General features: G+C 72.7%; 17 protein-coding genes. 10 read left to right on the top strand and 7 right to left on the bottom strand.

All coding sequences use genetic code 11. From position 1 onward, the window contains the following. The first annotated feature begins 16 nt into the window (after window positions 1–16). On the top strand, window positions 17–1,567 hold the full coding sequence (locus QSK39_RS40740; protein WP_285483161.1) for an alpha/beta hydrolase: 1,551 nt from the start codon (window positions 17–19) through the stop codon (window positions 1,565–1,567). 141 nt (window positions 1,568–1,708) lie between these two features. Here QSK39_RS40740 and QSK39_RS40745 read toward each other — a convergent pair whose 3' ends face one another. After that, window positions 1,709–1,951: a DUF2630 family protein gene (locus QSK39_RS40745; protein WP_013224533.1), complete on the bottom strand. Its 243-nt coding sequence runs from the start codon at window positions 1,949–1,951 to the stop codon at window positions 1,709–1,711. Between the two features lie 83 nt (window positions 1,952–2,034). Here QSK39_RS40745 and QSK39_RS40750 point away from each other — a divergent pair, with 83 nt between their 5' ends. After that, a complete protein-coding gene (locus tag QSK39_RS40750; RefSeq protein ID WP_093951826.1) occupies window positions 2,035–2,406 on the top strand; it encodes a thioredoxin family protein in 372 nt (123 codons plus the stop codon). A 57-nt stretch (window positions 2,407–2,463) separates the two neighbouring features. On the opposite strand, the gene QSK39_RS40755 is transcribed toward QSK39_RS40750, so the two are convergent. Further along, a complete protein-coding gene (locus QSK39_RS40755) occupies window positions 2,464–3,393 on the bottom strand; it encodes a proline dehydrogenase family protein (RefSeq protein ID WP_285483162.1) in 930 nt (309 codons plus the stop codon). A 12-nt stretch (window positions 3,394–3,405) separates the two neighbouring features. Further along, window positions 3,406–5,034 carry an L-glutamate gamma-semialdehyde dehydrogenase gene (gene pruA / locus QSK39_RS40760; RefSeq protein ID WP_285483163.1) on the bottom strand — a complete coding sequence of 543 codons (1,629 nt, stop codon included), beginning with the start codon at window positions 5,032–5,034 and terminating at the stop codon, window positions 3,406–3,408. Between the two features lie 123 nt (window positions 5,035–5,157). Here pruA and QSK39_RS40765 point away from each other — a divergent pair, with 123 nt between their 5' ends. Further along, window positions 5,158–6,711: a PucR family transcriptional regulator gene (locus tag QSK39_RS40765; RefSeq protein ID WP_285483164.1), complete on the top strand. Its 1,554-nt coding sequence runs from the start codon at window positions 5,158–5,160 to the stop codon at window positions 6,709–6,711. Between the two features lie 20 nt (window positions 6,712–6,731). Further along, window positions 6,732–7,388, top strand: coding sequence for a maleylpyruvate isomerase N-terminal domain-containing protein (locus QSK39_RS40770; RefSeq protein ID WP_285483165.1), 657 nt, complete (start codon window positions 6,732–6,734; stop codon window positions 7,386–7,388). Window positions 7,389–7,418: 30 nt separating this feature from the next. On the opposite strand, the gene QSK39_RS40775 is transcribed toward QSK39_RS40770, so the two are convergent. From QSK39_RS40775 to QSK39_RS40785, 3 genes are all read right to left on the bottom strand, one after another. Continuing rightward, a complete protein-coding gene (locus QSK39_RS40775; RefSeq protein WP_285483166.1) occupies window positions 7,419–7,637 on the bottom strand; it encodes a S1 RNA-binding domain-containing protein in 219 nt (72 codons plus the stop codon). Between the two features lie 202 nt (window positions 7,638–7,839). Next, window positions 7,840–8,823: an LLM class flavin-dependent oxidoreductase gene (locus QSK39_RS40780; protein WP_285483167.1), complete on the bottom strand. Its 984-nt coding sequence runs from the start codon at window positions 8,821–8,823 to the stop codon at window positions 7,840–7,842. A gap of 48 nt (window positions 8,824–8,871) precedes the next feature. Then, window positions 8,872–9,264 carry a DUF6221 family protein gene (locus tag QSK39_RS40785; RefSeq protein WP_155542325.1) on the bottom strand — a complete coding sequence of 131 codons (393 nt, stop codon included), beginning with the start codon at window positions 9,262–9,264 and terminating at the stop codon, window positions 8,872–8,874. Between the two features lie 271 nt (window positions 9,265–9,535). On the opposite strand from QSK39_RS40785, the gene QSK39_RS40790 reads away from it, so the two are divergent. Continuing rightward, window positions 9,536–9,982 carry a hypothetical protein gene (locus QSK39_RS40790; RefSeq protein ID WP_285483168.1) on the top strand — a complete coding sequence of 149 codons (447 nt, stop codon included), beginning with the start codon at window positions 9,536–9,538 and terminating at the stop codon, window positions 9,980–9,982. Window positions 9,983–9,984: 2 nt separating this feature from the next. Here QSK39_RS40790 and QSK39_RS40795 read toward each other — a convergent pair whose 3' ends face one another. Continuing rightward, window positions 9,985–11,004, bottom strand: a complete 1,020-nt coding sequence (locus tag QSK39_RS40795) for a DNA polymerase domain-containing protein (protein WP_285483169.1) — start codon at window positions 11,002–11,004, stop codon at window positions 9,985–9,987. A 103-nt stretch (window positions 11,005–11,107) separates the two neighbouring features. Between QSK39_RS40795 and QSK39_RS40800 the strand changes: the two genes are divergently transcribed. The 5 genes from QSK39_RS40800 to QSK39_RS40820 all read left to right on the top strand — a co-directional run bounded on the left by QSK39_RS40800 (window position 11,108) and on the right by QSK39_RS40820 (window position 15,356). Next, window positions 11,108–11,782: a TVP38/TMEM64 family protein gene (locus QSK39_RS40800; protein ID WP_285483170.1), complete on the top strand. Its 675-nt coding sequence runs from the start codon at window positions 11,108–11,110 to the stop codon at window positions 11,780–11,782. 166 nt (window positions 11,783–11,948) lie between these two features. Beyond that, window positions 11,949–13,550, top strand: a complete 1,602-nt coding sequence (locus tag QSK39_RS40805; protein ID WP_502873351.1) for a serine/threonine-protein kinase — start codon at window positions 11,949–11,951, stop codon at window positions 13,548–13,550. 63 nt (window positions 13,551–13,613) lie between these two features. Continuing rightward, window positions 13,614–13,919 carry an aminotransferase class IV gene (locus tag QSK39_RS40810; protein WP_285483171.1) on the top strand — a complete coding sequence of 102 codons (306 nt, stop codon included), beginning with the start codon at window positions 13,614–13,616 and terminating at the stop codon, window positions 13,917–13,919. 19 nt (window positions 13,920–13,938) lie between these two features. Beyond that, a complete protein-coding gene (gene msrB, locus QSK39_RS40815; protein ID WP_285483172.1) occupies window positions 13,939–14,361 on the top strand; it encodes a peptide-methionine (R)-S-oxide reductase MsrB in 423 nt (140 codons plus the stop codon). Window positions 14,362–14,435: 74 nt separating this feature from the next. Continuing rightward, window positions 14,436–15,356 carry a TIGR04222 domain-containing membrane protein gene (locus QSK39_RS40820; protein ID WP_285483173.1) on the top strand — a complete coding sequence of 307 codons (921 nt, stop codon included), beginning with the start codon at window positions 14,436–14,438 and terminating at the stop codon, window positions 15,354–15,356. Window positions 15,357–15,422: the final 66 nt, after the last annotated feature.

A 15,422-nucleotide genomic window follows, 5' to 3' on the forward strand; every position in this document is an offset into this window, starting at 1 on the left:
CGTGAGGACCTCGCCCGTGCGCCGCCGCCGTTCCCGTCTCCTGGTCGCGCTGCTCGCCCTGGCCTCCGCCGCGGGCTGCGCCGCGGGCCCGTCGGTCCGGCCCGCCCTGGTCGAGAACGACGGCAAGACGACGGCCGCCGCGCCCAGCGGCACGCCCGCCGTGCCGCTGCCGCCGCTGGGCGAACCGCAGTCGCCGACGCTGCGGTGGGCCGACTGCGACGACGACACCCGGCAGCGGATCGGCACCCCGGCCGTCCCGGACACGCTGCACTTCACGTGCGCCCGGGTCACCGCGCCGCTCGACGCGCCCGGCGAGGCCCGGCGCTCGGTGGTGCGGCTGCTGGCGCTGAAGGTCGGGTCCGGGCCGGTGCCGCTGGTCGTGGTCAACGACGTCGACGGCGAACCCGGCACGGTCTACGCCGCGCGGCTGGCCGCGACGCTGCCGCCGGCGTTCCTGGAGAAGTTCTCGCTGATCGGCCTCGACCGGCGCGGCACCGGGCTCTCCGGCGCCGTCCAGTGCGTGCCCCCCGAGATCCGGCACGACCTGATCGACGCCGACCCGGCCCAGGGCGACCTGCAGGACGTGCTGGACGCCGCGCGCAAGGCCGGGCAGCAGTGCGCGATCGAGCTGGACGACTCCCAGACCGCGCTGGACAGCTGGCGCACCGCCGGCGACCTCGACGAACTGCGCAAGCAGCTGGGCATGGAACGGCTGTCCGCGCTCGGCCGCGGTGACGGCTCGAAGGTCCTCGCCGAGTACGCGGTGCGCTTCCCCGGGCAGGTCGGCCGGATGGTGCTCGACGGCGTCCCCGACCCGGGCGCGGACACCGCCGCGGTGCTGGACGCGGTAGCCGCCGGCGCCCAGTCCACGTTGGACGCCTTCGCCACGGACTGCGCCGCGCGCAAGTGCACCCTCGGCGACCCGAAGGCCGCCCTCGCCACGCTCACCGGGCAGCTGCGGCAGAACATCGCGCCGCTGACCGAGGACGGCGTCGCGTTCGGGCCGGGGGTCGCGATGTTCGCCGTCTACTCGGGGCTGGCGCAGCGGTCGCGGTGGCCGGAGCTGGCCGACGCGATCGCGGCGGCGCGGTCGGGGAACATCGCGCCGCTGACGGCGTTCGCCACACCGGCGCTGCACGATTCGCGCGCGCAGCCGTCCCGGCTCGACGCCACCATCGCGACCCGCTGCAACGACAGCCAGACGCGGCTCTCGGCGGACCAGCTCGACCAGGTCGTGGCCGGGATGCGGGCGAAGTACCCGCAGTTCGGCGCGGTCGTCGCCCAGCAGCTGGCCTGGTGCGGGCCGTGGCCGGTGCGGACCGAGCCGCTGCCCCCGGCGGGCGGGCCGGGTGCCCCGCCGATCCTGGTCGCGGCCACCGCGGCCGACCCGGTGACGCCCCAGCTCGGCAGCACCCGCGCGGCGGACCAGATGCCGTCCGCGGTGACGATCACGTGGCAGGGCGCGGGCCACGGCGCGGTCGGCACGTCCCCGTGCGTCACCGACGCGACCCGCGCGTTCTTGGTCGACGGCAAGATCCCCGCCGACGGCACCCTCTGCCCCGCCTGACCCGTGCTGGAAGGGTCAGCACGCGTGATTGAAGGGTCATCTCTCGTGATGGGAGGGTCGACACGGTGTCAGTGCCGTGTCGACCCTCCCATCACGCGTGTCGACCTCTGAATCACGCGTGTCGCCCCTTCCATCACGTCGTTACTGGCGGTAGGACTCGACTTCGGAGACCGGGCGGGCCGCGGCTTCGTCCGGGTTCTCGTGGAACTCGGTTTTCGCGCGCCGCTGCCGGAGCAGGTCCCAGCACTGGTCGAGCTGCTGCTCGACCGCGGTGAGGCGATCCTTGTCGCCGCCGCTCAGCCCGACGCCGACCGAGCGCGACCGGAGCTCGTGCTCCTCCGCGATCAGCTCGTCGATCCGGCCCAGGATTTCGCCGTCGGCCATGAGTTCCTCCTCGTACGGTTGCTCGGTGCAGACGCTACCCCGGCCCCGGGAATTCCCGCCGCACCCGGTTCGTTGACCAGGGCATGAGCACCGTTGAGCTGACTGCCGAGAACTTCGACCAGACGGTAAACGACAACGAGTTCGTCCTGATCGACTTCTGGGCGAGCTGGTGCGGCCCGTGTCGTCAGTTCGCGCCGGTCTACGAAAAGGCCTCCGAGAAGCACGACGACCTCGTGTTCGCGAGCGTCGACACCGAAGCGCAGCAGCAGCTCGCCGCCGCCTTCGACGTCCGCTCCATCCCGACGCTGGCCATCATCCGCGACAAGACGCTGATCTACGCCCAGCCGGGCGCGCTGCCCGAGCCCGCCCTCGAAGAGCTCATCAAGCAGGCTCGCGAGGTCGACATGGACGAGGTCAAGCGCAAGGCTGCCGAAGCCGAGGCCGAACAGGCCTGACCACCACCACACGGCGAAGGCCGCCCGCGGAACACCCGGGGCGGCCTTCGCCGTGTCTCAGGACCGCGTCGCGAGCCCACGCAGGAAGAACGCCAGGTTCGCCGGCCGCTCGGCCAGCCGGCGCATGAAGTAGCCGTACCACTCGTCGCCGTAGGGCACGTAGACGCGCATGCGCGAGCCCGACGCCGCGATCCGGGCCTGCTCCTCCGGCCGGATGCCGTAGAGCATCTGGAACTCGTGGTCGTCGTCCTTCCGGCCGTGCTCGTCGGCCAGCGCGGCGGCGATCTCGATCATCCGCGGGTCGTGCGACGCCACCATCGGATACCCGGAACCCGCCATCAGGACGCGCAGGCAGCGGACGTAGGACTTGTCCACTTCGGACTTCTCCGCGAACGCCACCGACTCCGGCTCGGCGTAGGCGCCCTTGCACAGCCGCACGCGCGAGCCCGGCCCGGACAGCTCCCGGCAGTCCTGCTCGGTGCGCCGCAGGTAGGCCTGCAGCACCGCGCCGACCCACGGGTACTCGCCGCGCAGCTCGCGCAGGATGCCGAGCGTCGAGTCCGTGGTGGTGTGGTCCTCCATGTCGAGCGTCACGGTCGCCCCGACCGCGTCGGCCGCCGCGCAGATCTTCCGCGCGTTCTCCAAGGCGACGTCCTCGCCGTTCGACGGCAGGAACTGCCCCACCGCCGACAGCTTCACCGAGACGTCCGCGCCGTCGGCGAGCCCTTCCGCCGCCAGCGCGGTCAGCACGGCCTCGTAAGCCGCGACGGTCGACGCGGCCTGCGCGGCGTCGGTGGTGTCCTCGCCCAGGTGGTCGAGGGTGATCCGCCGGCCGTCCGCCGCCAGTTCCCTGGCGACGCGGACGGCGTCGGCGGTCTCGGACCCGGCCACGAACCGGCGCACCACGGATCGCGTGGCGGGCACCGCTTCGACGAGCCGCCGGATGCCCTTCGAGCGGGCGGCGGCGAGCAACGGAGCGCGCAACATGACGGAACCTCCTCAGCCCTGGTGCGGGTAACGGACGCTGGTCGGCGGGACGAACGTCTCCTTGATCGAGCGCGGGCTGGTCCAGCGCTGCAGGTTGAAGATCGAGCCGGCCTTGTCGTTGGTGCCCGAGGCCCGCGCACCACCGAACGGCTGCTGGCCGACGACCGCGCCGGTCGGCTTGTCGTTGACGTAGAAGTTGCCCGCGGCGAACCGCAGCGCCTCGGACGCCTTCGCCACGGCCGTGCGGTCGTTGGCGATGATCGCGCCGGTCAGCGCGTACGCGGCCGTCTCGTCGACGAGCTTGAGCACGGCGTCGAAGTCGCCGTCTTCGTAGACGTGCACCGACAGGATCGGGCCGAAGTACTCGGTCGAGAAGATCTCGTGCTTCGGGTTGTCCGAGACGAGGATCGTCGGCTGGACGAAGAAGCCGTCCTCGTCGTCGGCGGTGCCCCCGGTGAGGACCTCCACCGAAGCGTCGCTCTTGACGCGGTCGAACAGCTCCGCGTGCTTGGTGAACGCGCGCCGGTCGATCACCGCGCCGCCGAAGTGCGACAGGTCGGTGACGTCGCCGTAGGACAGCGCCTCGGTCTCCGCGACGAGACCGTCCTTGACCTGGTTCCAGACGCTGCGCGGGACGTACGCGCGCGAAGCGGCGGAGCACTTCTGGCCCTGGTACTCGAAGGCGCCGCGGACGAGCGCGGTGCGCAGGACGTCGACGTCGGCCGACGGGTGCGCGAGCACGAAGTCCTTGCCGCCGGTCTCGCCGACCAGCCGCGGGTAGGAGCCGTAGCCGGCGATGTTCGCGCCGACCGTGCCCCACAGGTGCTGGAACGTCGCGGTCGAGCCGGTGAAGTGGATGCCGGCCAGGTCGCGGTGGGTCAGGGCGACCTCGGAGACGGCCTTGCCGTCGCCCGGCAGCAGGTTGATGACGCCCGGCGGCATGCCCGCCTCTTCGAGCAGCCGCATGGTGAGGTGCGCGGCGAACGACTGCGTCGGCGACGGCTTCCACAGCACGGTGTTGCCCATCAGCGCGGGCGCGGTCGGCAGGTTGCCGGCGATCGCGGTGAAGTTGAACGGCGTGATCGCGTAGACGAAGCCTTCGAGCGGGCGGTGCTCCAGGCGGTTCCACACGCCCGGCGAGCTGATCGGCTGCTCGGTGAGGACGCGGCGGCCGAACTCGACGTTGAAGCGCCAGAAGTCGGCGAGCTCGCAGGCGGCGTCGATCTCGGCCTGGGTCGCGGTCTTGGACTGGCCGAGCATGGTGGCGGCGTTGAGCGTGGCACGCCACGGGCCGGTCAGCAGGTCGGCGGCGCGCAGCAGGATGGCGGCGCGGTCGTCGTAGGACAGCCCGCGCCACTCCGGCGCGACCTTCGCGGCCGCGGCGATGGCGTCGGTCGCGTCCTGCTGGGTGGCGCTGTGGATGGTGCCCAGCACGTGCCGGTGGTTGTGCGGCTGGACGACCTCGATCTTCTCGCCGCCGCCGGGACGCTGCTCGCCCCCGACGGTGACCGTGAGGTCGACGGGTTCCGCCTGGCCCAGCCGCTTGAGCGCACCCTCGAGTTCCGCGCGCTCAGCGCTGCCCGGCGCATACGTCAGCACCGGCTCGTTCTTCGGGGCGGGGGTCTGGGTCACGGCGTCCACGGCGGCTCCTCTGCTTACCTGCTACGTCTGGATGCCCCGAACGGTAACTCCGGACACGGTCCGGCGGCTTGTCCGAACGGCTAAAATCGCTCGTATGATCTTGGCCGACCGGATAACCCCGGCATGACGTCGCTGCGGCACGTGCTGGCGACGCTCGGCGAGCCGCTCGTCGAGGTCGTCGTGGCCCCGCACGGCCTCGGCGTCCCGGTCGGCGACGTCGTGATCCTCGACCCCGAAGACCCCTTGGAAGCCGGGCCGGGCGACCTGGTGCTGGTGATCGGCGCCCGCGGCCGGGCGGCGGCGCCCGCGATCCGCGCGGCCGGGCGCGGTGGGGCGGCCGCGGTGGCGGTCAAGGGCGCGACGGGCGCGGACGTCGCCGCCGACGCGGGCATCGCGCTGCTCACCGTCGGCGCCGAGGCGCGCTGGGAACAGGTGGAGTCGCTGGCCCGCGGGGTCGTCGAGGCGGCGCGCGCGGGCGGCGAAGCGGCCAGCGGCGAGGTGCTCGGCGACCTGTTCGCCCTGGCCCAGACGATCGCGACACTCACCGGCGGCCTGGTCAGCATCGAGGACACGGCGAACCGCGTGCTCGCTTACTCGCGGGCGGGCGACGAGGTCGACGAGCTGCGGCGGCTGTCGATCCTCGGCCGCGAAGGCCCGGAACGCTACCTCGCGATGCTGCGCGAATGGGGCGTCTACCAGCGGCTTCGCGCCGGCGAAGGGATCGTGCGGATCGACGAGCGGCCCGAGCTGGGCATCCGCCGGCGCATCGCGGCGGGCATCCACGCGGGCAAGCAGCCGCTCGGCACGATCTGGGTCCAGGAAGGCGCCCAGCCGCTGACCGAGAGCGCCGAGACGGCCCTGCTCGGCGCGAGCCGCACCCTGGCGCCGCAGCTGATCCGCGCGCGCACGCTGCCCAGCCCGGAGCTGCGGCTGCGGGAAGACCTCCTGGCGAGCCTGCTGGAAGGGCGGCTGGACGCGGAGTCCGTCGCGGACGACATCGGCGCGGACCCGGCCCGGCCGGCGCAGGTGCTCGCGTTTTCCTTGGAGCGATCGGACAACCGGCAGCTGCGGCGCGCCGAGCTGGTGCACCTGATCGCCGTGCACACGGCGGCCTACCGGCGCAGCGCGCTGGTGAGCGTGATCGGCGGCCGCGTCTACGCGCTGCTGCCGGACCTGCCCGAGCACTCGGACGCGGCGGTGCTGGCACTGGCCAAGGAGATCGTCGGCACCGCGCGGCGGCACCTGGACGTCCCGGTGCGGGCGGCGCTCGGCGGTGTGGTGCCCCGGTTGTCGGACGCGGCCGCGTCCCGGGGCGACGCCGACCGCGTCCTGGCGGCGATGGTCCGCGGGCACTGGCCGGCCGACGTCGCCTCGCTGGCCGACGTCCGCGCCGAGGTGCTGCTGTCGGAGGTGCTGGCGTTCCTGGGCGGGCAGCCCCGCATCCGCGACCCGCGGCTGACGTCACTGGTGGAGCACGACACCGAGCACGGCGGGATCCTGGTCCCGGCGGTGCTGGCGTGGCTCGACGCGTTCGGCGACGTCCGCGCGGCGGCCCGGGTCCTGAACATCCACCCCAACACGGTCCGCTACCGCGTCCGGCGCGCCGCCGAAGTGTCCGGAGTGGACTTCGCCGACCCGGCCCAGCGGATTCTCACTCAGCTGCAGCTGAGGCTGTAGACCCTGCTAGCTTCGCCGGCGTGGACCTCTTCTCGCGCACGTGGGCGGCGTTGCGCGCCGCGGTCGCCGCCCTTCCCGACGAGGACTTCGCGAAGCCGTCCGGCTGCCGGGGGTGGCTGGTCCGGGACCTGGTGTGCCACCTGGTGATCGACGCGCAGGACGTCCTGATCACGCTGGTGACCCCGGCGTCCTCGGCGGTGACGCACGACGCGGTGACGTACTGGGTAGTGGCGTCCGAGCCGCCTTCGGGCGACGACCCGCTGGACGCCCTGATCATCCGCCTGGCCACGGCCTACGAGGACCCGGCGCTGCTGAAGTTCCACCTCGACGACGTGGGCGCGGCGGCGGGCCGCGCGGCCGACCTGGCGGACCCGGGCATGCGGGTGTCGACGCAGGAGATGGTCCTGACGGCGGGTGACTACCTGTCGGCGTACGTGCTGGAGTGGACGCTGCACCACCTGGACCTGGTGACGCACGTGCCTTCGGCCGCTCCGCCGCCCGCGGAGGGTCTGGCGGCGACGCGCTCGATGCTGGAGAAGATCGCCGGGACGGCGTTCCCGGCGTCGTTCCCGGACGCGGATGTGCTGCTGGTGGCGACGGGCCGCCGAGCCCCGACGCACGCCGAGCGCGCGGCCTTGGGCGAGCTGGCCGCGCGGCTACCGTTCGTGCTCGGGTGAGGCAGGGCGCCCTGCCTCACCCGGCTCACGTCACGCCTGCACCAGGCTGAATCGGCGGCGTTCCCCGTCGATGGACTCGATGCGGACCGTCACCCGGCTACCCGGCCCCGGCGCCGCTTCGGTCACCCACAGGCCGTGGACACCGGGCGCGACCTCGACGAACGCGCCGAACGGGACCACCCGGGCCACGACGCCGTCGAGCACCCCGCCCTCGGCGTGGGCCGCGACGAACTCCTGCCACTGGGACATGCGATTCACCTCCTTCCCGCGCACGGTCCGATGACGGACAACGTGCGGGAGGCGGCGGGCCACGGGCCCGCCCGGAGGTCACGGCTCAGCCGGGTACCCCGTCTGCTCACGGCTCGAGGCCGACCCGGCAGTCACGGGAAAACCATAGCGGAAAAGCCATCGGAAATATCTCGACGTGGTACCGGCACAATTCGAGATCCACTCACGAAATGGGCGCGCGAAGCTCCGCGAGTTCGGCGAGCGCGGCGAAAGAATCGAGCCGCGCGGATTGGTCGTAGGCGGCCGTCGTGGCGAGGACTTCGTCGGCGCCCGCGGCCTCGACGAGCGCCATCAGCCGGTCCTCCACTTCGGCCGGCGTGCCCGAAATCTGGCCGTCCAGCGTGTCCTCGAGCCGCCTGCGCTCGCGGTCGGTCATCGGCAGGGCCAGGACCTCCGCGGGCGGCGACAGCGGCGGGAAGACGCCGTGGGAGCGCGAATACACCGTCGCCCAGGCCTCCGAGACGAGCAGCCGGCGCGCGTCGGCCGCCGAGTCCGCGACGGCGATCGCGGAGGACACGACGACGTAGGGCTCCCGTGCCCACCCGGACGGCCGGAAGCCGTCGCGGTAGCGCGTCACGGCTTCGGCCAGGGCGCGTTCGCCGCGGACGGGCGCGATCACCAGCGGCAGCCCGAGTTCGGCGGCGAGGTCGGCGCCGGACCCGGTGGCCAGCAGGAACGGCGGCACGCGCAGCCCCTCGGCCGGGTAGGCGTGGACGCCCGGGTGCCCGTGTTCGCCGGTGAAGAACCCGAGCAGCTCCCGGACCTGCGCGCCGAAGTCGTCGGCGGCTTCCTTGCCGTGCCCCAGCGCCTCGCGGACACCGACGGTGAAGCCGACCGACCGGCCGAGACCCATGTCGATCCGGCCCGGGTACAGCGCTTCGAGAACCCCGAACTGCTCGGCGACGACCAGCGGCCGGTGGTTCGGCAGCATGACACCCCCGGTGCCGACCCGGATCCGGCTCGTCGCGGCCGCGACGGCGGCGGCCAGCACGGTCGGCGCGGACCCGGCGACCCCGGGCACGCCGTGGTGCTCGGAGACCCAGAACCGGTGGTAGCCCAGCCGTTCCACGTCGGCGGCGAACGCGACGGTGTCCCTCAGCGCCCGCGCGGTCCCGCCGTCACGCCGCACCGGCGAGCGGTCGAGCACGGAGATCCTCACCCCGGGTGCAACGCCCGGCGCGGAACGGGATTCCCGTCAGGGGCGCCAGCGCTCGCTGTAGTCCGGGTGGTCGGTGTAGGGCAGGGCCAGCAGGCGCAGCGTGAGACACCAGTTGGAGCCGGCCTCGTCGGCGGGCACGTGGCAGGTCTCACACCAGTATTCGCTGCCGTAGAGCGGAAAACCGGGCACCTTCTCCGACACCGTGGTGCGGTGCGCGAGCAGGATCCGCCGGGTCGCCTCGATCTCGTTGATCATCTGGTTGACCGCGTCGAGATCCAGGTCGGTCAGCCCGCGGATCTTCTGCTCCACGGCGACCTTCGTCTCGCCGCGGTTCATGGCGTCACCGGCCTTGGCCTTGTTGACGGCCTGCATGATCATCGCCTGCCGCGCGCCCACGCGCGCGGCGAGGAAAGCGATCAGGTCGTCCACTGAGGGCCTCCCTCGAACTCGCCCCAGGACATGTCTCCGGGGAGTCGTCGATCCGGGACCGCACGTTACGCCGTTCGAGCCGGTGGTCGAGACCACCGAGGCGGCCGTACGCCATTTGTGACCCGAAAGGCGACAGCGGGGAGTGAGGTGATCACTCCGCGTTTTCCGGGGCCGGGTTTCGATTCAGCCTTTGACGAGTTTTCGACCACGGAAGTGGCAGGCGGCACGGTTGTGGCTTTGATTACATACGGTATCGATCGAGGGGATCCCGGTGCCGCTGAGTAACACCGGACGCCGTGGGCAGAGCGTCTTCGAGCCCACCGACGGCGGGGTCCGGCCTCGCGACGCCGCCGTGCCCGCCACCACCAGCCCTTCGATCCCGGCCTACGCCGCGCCGACCACCACCGAGCCCGCGCTTCCCGAGCCCACTGCGAAGGACTACTCCGTCGACCTCGCGGTCGTCTCCAAGCAGTGCTTCGGCTCGGCGGGCTGCAACGTCGTCGTCGAACCGAAGCTGGCCTTCCTCGGCGCGAGCACCCTGCTCTGGGAGTGCGACATCACCTACAGCATCTCGGGAGACAGCTCCGGGGAGCTGATCGAGACCGCCTACTCGCAAGGCGGCTCCTCCTACCGCGTCGACCGCACCGTCGTGAGCACCAAGAACACCAAGGTCGTGCCCAAGGCGAGCGTGACGGCGGTCAGCTGCCGCGAGCCGTGACGTCACTCCTCCGGCCGCGCCTTGCTGGGCTGGACCCGCTTCGGCTCCCCCGGCATCTTCGGGTAGTCCGGTGGGTACGGCATGTCCCCCAGCCCGTGGTCGCGCAGGTCGCGCTCGTACCACTCCAGGGCCTTCTCCAGGCCGAACGCCTCCGCGTCCATCGCCTCGTGCAGGTCGCCGTGGGACTCCAGGAACGCCGGGATCGTCAGCACGTCGAAGTCGTCCGCGTCGACCTCCTGGAGGAGGTCCCAGGTCAGGGGCGTCGACACCGTGGCGCGCGGGGTGCCGCGGACCGACCAGCTCGACGCCACCGTGCGGTCGCGCGCCGCCTGGTTGTAGTCGAGGAACACGCGGCCGCCGCGCTCCTCCTTCCACCACGCGATCGTCGCCTTCTCCGGGATCCGGCGCTCGACCTCGCGGCCCAGCGCGATCACCGCGTGGCGGACCTCGACGAAGTCCCACTCCGGCCGGATCCGGACCAGCACGTGCACCCCGCGGCCGCCGGAGGTCTTCGGGTAGCCCGTCAGCCCCGCGTCGGCCAGCACCTCGCGGACCACCTGCGCGACCTCGACCGCGTCGGCGAACCCGGCCCGGTCCGGCGGGTCGACGTCGATGCGCAGCTCGTCCGGGTGGTCCACGTCGGCGCGGCGGACCGGCCACGGGTGGAAGTCGAACGTGCCCAGGTTGGCCGCCCACGCGAAGACGGCAGGCTCGGTCGGGCACACCTCGGCGGCCTTGCGGCCCGACGGGAAGGTGATCTCGGCGGTTTCGAGCCAGTCCGGCGCCCCCTTGGGCACGCGCTTGGCGTAGAACCACTCGCCCTCGACGCCGTCGACGTAGCGCTTCAGCGTGGTCGGCCGCTCGCCGATCGCGCGCAGCAGCGGCCCGCCGACGGCGATGTAGTGCTCGACGACCTGCCGCTTGGTGATGCCGCGCTGGGGGAAGTACACCTTGTCCGGGCTCGAGACGCGGACGGTGCGCCCGCCCACCTCGTACTCGACCGGGTCACCGTGCTTGGGCATGCGGCCACGCTAGCGGTGATCGCCCCGCCCGGCGCTCGCGAACTGCCCGGCGGCCGGCGGACGTGACGGAGGCCCGTGGCGGACCGCCGGTAGGCTCGAACACGTGTCCGGCCGCACCAAGCTGATCGTCGCGCTCGCCGTGGTCGCCCTCTTCGTGGCCGCCGCGGTGCTGCTGCCGATCCCCGGGCCCGCCGAGCTCCGGGCCTGGGCCGCCGCCACCGGGCCCGCCACCCCGCTCGTGCTGTTCGTCGCGTACTCGCTGCTCACCGTCGCGCCGATCCCCCGCACCGTCTTCAACCTGGCCGCCGGCCTGCTGGTCGGGACCACGGCCGGGATCACCATCGGCCTGGCCGCCACCACCGTCGCGGCCGGCCTGTCCTTCGGCCTGGCCCGGCTGCTCGGCCGTGACCTGGTCACCCGGCACCTGCACCGGGCGGCCGTCCGGACGGTCAACGACCGGCTCTCCGACGGCGGCGTCCTCGCGATCACCTCGCTGCGGCTCATCCCGGTGGTGCCGTTCGCGCCGTTCAGCTACCTCTGCGGCGTGTCGTCCGTGCGGCCGGTCCCGTACCTGGCCGGTACGCTGCTCGGGAGCGTGCCCGGCACCGTCGCCGTGGTCGTCCTCGGCGACGCCCTGACCGGCGACACGCCGCCCGCGCTGCTCGCCTGCTACGGCGCGTTCGCGCTGGCCGGGGCGATCGGGCTGGTCAAGGTGTTCCGGAAACGGGCCCCGGCGGCGCCGGTACCCGAACCGGAGCCCGCCGGACCGGCTGGCTGACGCGAACAGCACCGGGCCGACCGCTACACTCGATCGGGTGCGCGAACCGGAAACGCGCTGAGCAGGGCCACCATCACCGGGAATTTCGTCAGGAGCAGTCGCCATCGACACCGGTCAGCTGATCGCCGGGCACTATCGCCTCGTCGAGCACATTGGTAGCGGTGCCATGGGAGTCGTGTGGCGCGCGACCGACGTGCGCCTCGAGCGCGACGTCGCGATCAAGCAGATCCTCCCCCAGCCGGGCGTCTCCGAGACCGAGCGCGACAACATGCGCCAGCGCGCCATGCGCGAGGCGAAGAACGCGGCCCGGTTCCAGCACCCGAACGCGATCGTGGTGTTCGACATCGCCGAGCACAACGGCGACCCGTGCCTGGTGATGGAGTACCTGAACGGGCCCAGCCTCTCCACGATCCTCTCCGAAGAGGGCACGCTCCCGCTCGGCCGGATCGCCCGCATCGGCGAGCAGGTGGCGTCCGCGCTGGTGGCCGCGCACCGCGCCGGGATCGTCCACCGCGACGTCAAGCCGGGCAACATCCTCATCGACGAGACCGGCACCGCGAAGATCACCGACTTCGGCATCTCGCGCGCGGCCGGCGACATGACGCTCACGGCCACCGGCCTGATCGGCGGCACCCCCGCCTACCTGGCGCCCGAGCTGGCCCGCGGCGCCGACCCGGTGCCCAGTTCCGACGTCTTCGCCCTCGGCGCGACCCTCTACCAGGCGATCGAGGGCACCACGCCGTACGGCAACACGACCAACCAGCTCGCGCTGCTCTACGCGGCGGCGAACGGCCAGATCAACCCGCCGGTGCAGGCGGGCGCGGCCACCGCGCTGCTGATGAGCCTGCTGCGCAGCGAGCCGGGCGAGCGGCCCAGCATGGCCGAGGCCCGCGAGCGGCTGGCCGCGCTGGCCCGCACCGAGCCGGGCGGCATGTCGGCGTCGCCGCCGCTGCTCTCGGGCAACGCGGGCCGCAAGCCGGCCGCACCCGCCGAGAGCGGCGACCGCCCGCCGTGGCAGCGCACCGACCAGCCCGCGCCGTCGTCGCCGCCGGTCGGCACGCCGGTGCCCGCGGGCAAGAAGGCGCCGTCGAACCCGCCGCGCCCGACGGCGGCGTTCATGCCGATGCGGTCCCCGGCCGCACCGCCGAACACCCCGCCCAGGCCGATGCCCGCGGCCGCGCCGACGGCCAGGGCGCCCCAGTACTCGTCGAACGCCCCGAAGCCGGACAACAAGCGCAAGTACGCGATCTTCGCCGGCGCGGGCGCCGCGGTCGTCGTGGTCGCGGTGATCGTCTTCCTGGTCGTCAACTCCGGTGGCGGCGGCACCGGCAGCAACCAAGCGGGCCCGACGACGCCCAAGGTGCCCGTGACCGTCAGCAGCACCCCGCCGAGCACCGCGCCGAGCAGTACTTCCCAGCAGCCGGTCTCCTCGAACGGCAAGGTCGAGTGGCAGCCCGCGGGGCAGAAGGTCATCGACTTCTACCAAAACGTCGGCAACCCCGCTGCCGCCTGGGCGCTGCTGACCCCGGACGCGCAGGCGCTGTACGGCGACCAGAGCCAGTTCGCGACCTACTGGGCCCAGCACCCGATGAACGGCTACGGCGGCGCGAACGCCTACAAGCGCGCCAACGAGCCCGACGGGTCGGTCGACATCCAGATCACCCTGAAGTTCAAGGACGGCTCGAACCAGCAGGTGATCGTCCGCGTGGTCGACTCCGGCGGCGGCGACCTGAAGATCACCGGCGAGAGCCGGCTCCCCCAGACGTGACGGTCTCCGAGACTTAACGCGCCGCTGGTGGGCTGACGGGCGCGGATGGCCTACCGTGGAAGCATGGCCGACAACGGAGCTTCGCTGCCGGGCCAGAATCCTCGCTTCCACGAGGATCTGGTCGGCCTGGACCCGTACGACCCGGAGGCGCGCGCGTTCGCCGAGCACCTCGACCGGATCGAGCGATCCGGTCCCAACTACACCATCGAAGCGGCGCTGGACGGCGTGTCCGACTTCGCCGATTCCAGCAACCGCCTCGGCGGGCTCCGGTACTGGGTGTCGGCCCTGATCGTGGTCCTCATCGTGCTCGGCGTGATAGTCGCCGCATGGGACATCGTGGTGCACGCCTTGGCGTGGCTCGCGGCGTAACGTGGAGCGGGTGAAAGGTATGAAACCCGTTGTCGGCGCCACCCCACGCGTCGTGAAGTCCGAGCAGGAATGGCGGGCGGAGCTGGACCCCGAGGAGTACGCGGTGCTCCGCGAGGCCGGCACCGAACGGCCGTTCACCGGTGAGTACACCGACACCAAGACCACCGGCGTCTACGAGTGCCGCGCGTGCGGTGCCGAGCTCTTCCGCAGCGACACGAAGTTCGAGAGCCACTGCGGCTGGCCGTCGTTCTACGACCCCGCCGACTCCGACGCCGTGCTGCTGCGCGAAGACCGCGCCATGGGCATGAAGCGCATCGAGGTGCTCTGCGGCTCCTGCCACAGCCACCTCGGGCACGTGTTCGAGGGCGAGGGCTACGCGACCCCGACCGACCAGCGCTACTGCATCAACTCCATTTCGCTCAAACTGGTACCCCAGTCCTAAATCCTCCTTAAGCCGGCAACCCGCCGCCCTTCCTCGAACGTAGTCTCCGCACACGGACGAGGGAGGGCGGCGTCATGACCGACACCTGGGGCATTCCCGGCCCGCTGTTCGCGGGCCTCTACCTGGGCCTGCTGCTTCTGCCCGCGGGCTACGCCGCGGTGCGGACCCGGCTGCTGCTGCGCGGCCGCGCGGGCGGCGCGCCCGAGCGGGCCGAAGAGCTGGCCCTGCTGACCGGCGGGCGCACGCGGGCCGGCGAGTTCGTCGTCGCCCGGCTGCTGGAACGGCAGACCATCCGGATGGACGGCACCGGCCGCGTGCACCGCGTCCGGGGCAGCGCTCCGGACGACCTGGGCCGCGCCGCGCTGGCGCGGATCGGCAAGACCGGCACCGTCGTCGAGTCGGTGCGCCGCGAGGTGCGGCACCACCCGGCGCTGGTCGGCCTGGAGCACGGGCTGATCGCGCGCGGCCTGCTCGTCGACGCCCGGAAAGTGCGGCTGACCTGGGTGTTCACCGCCGTCGCGTACTGGGTGCTGGTCGTGTTCGGCGTGGTCCGGCTGATCGCCGGCAGCTCGACCGGGCACCCCGTCGGCTTCCTGCTGGGCCTGCTGCTGCTGGGCCTGGTGGCGGCCATCTTCGTCACGACCCGCGCCGCGAACGCGCCCGAGGTCAAGGCCACCACCGCCGGACGCGCTGCCGCCCGTGAAGCCGAGCGCGCCGGCGTGCTGACCTCCGGCCCCGCGGGTGCCGTCGCGGCCGGCGGGTTCGACAGCCACCCCGACAAGGACGTCCGGCTGGCCGTCAGCCGGTCCACGGTGGTCTCGGCCACCCGCTCCGCCCACCGCCGCAGCCGGTGGGCGGCGGCCGGTGGCGGCGGGTTCGCCGGCTACTACGGCGGCAGCTCGTGCAGCAGCGGTGGCGGCGGCAGCTCCTGCGGCGGCGGTGGCGGTGGCGGGGGCGGCTGCGGAGGGGGTGGCGGCGGAGGCTGCGGCGGTTGAAACGCCGACGCGACTGCCTGCGTCTCACAGCTACGGTAACCGCAACTCACTGAGGGGAGACGGGCG

This window comes from Amycolatopsis sp. NBRC 101858 (assembly GCF_030269325.1).
GTDB lineage: Bacteria > Actinomycetota > Actinomycetes > Mycobacteriales > Pseudonocardiaceae > Amycolatopsis > Amycolatopsis ponsaeliensis.

Bases quoted from the DNA above. Each gene is read 5' to 3' on its own strand.
- QSK39_RS40745 (WP_013224533.1), bottom strand. From the start codon at position 1,951: ATGGCCGACGGCGAAATCCTGGGCCGGATCGACGAGCTGATCGCGGAG.
- QSK39_RS40750 (WP_093951826.1), top strand. From the start codon at position 2,035: ATGAGCACCGTTGAGCTGACTGCCGAGAACTTCGACCAGACGGTAAAC.
- QSK39_RS40755 (WP_285483162.1), bottom strand. From the start codon at position 3,393: ATGTTGCGCGCTCCGTTGCTCGCCGCCGCCCGCTCGAAGGGCATCCGG.
- QSK39_RS40765 (WP_285483164.1), top strand. From the start codon at position 5,158: ATGACGTCGCTGCGGCACGTGCTGGCGACGCTCGGCGAGCCGCTCGTC.
- QSK39_RS40775 (WP_285483166.1), bottom strand. From the start codon at position 7,637: ATGTCCCAGTGGCAGGAGTTCGTCGCGGCCCACGCCGAGGGCGGGGTG.
- QSK39_RS40795 (WP_285483169.1), bottom strand. From the start codon at position 11,004: ATGCCCAAGCACGGTGACCCGGTCGAGTACGAGGTGGGCGGGCGCACC.
- QSK39_RS40805 (WP_502873351.1), top strand. From the start codon at position 11,949: ATGGGAGTCGTGTGGCGCGCGACCGACGTGCGCCTCGAGCGCGACGTC.
- QSK39_RS40810 (WP_285483171.1), top strand. From the start codon at position 13,614: ATGGCCGACAACGGAGCTTCGCTGCCGGGCCAGAATCCTCGCTTCCAC.
- msrB (WP_285483172.1), top strand. From the start codon at position 13,939: ATGAAACCCGTTGTCGGCGCCACCCCACGCGTCGTGAAGTCCGAGCAG.
- QSK39_RS40820 (WP_285483173.1), top strand. From the start codon at position 14,436: ATGACCGACACCTGGGGCATTCCCGGCCCGCTGTTCGCGGGCCTCTAC.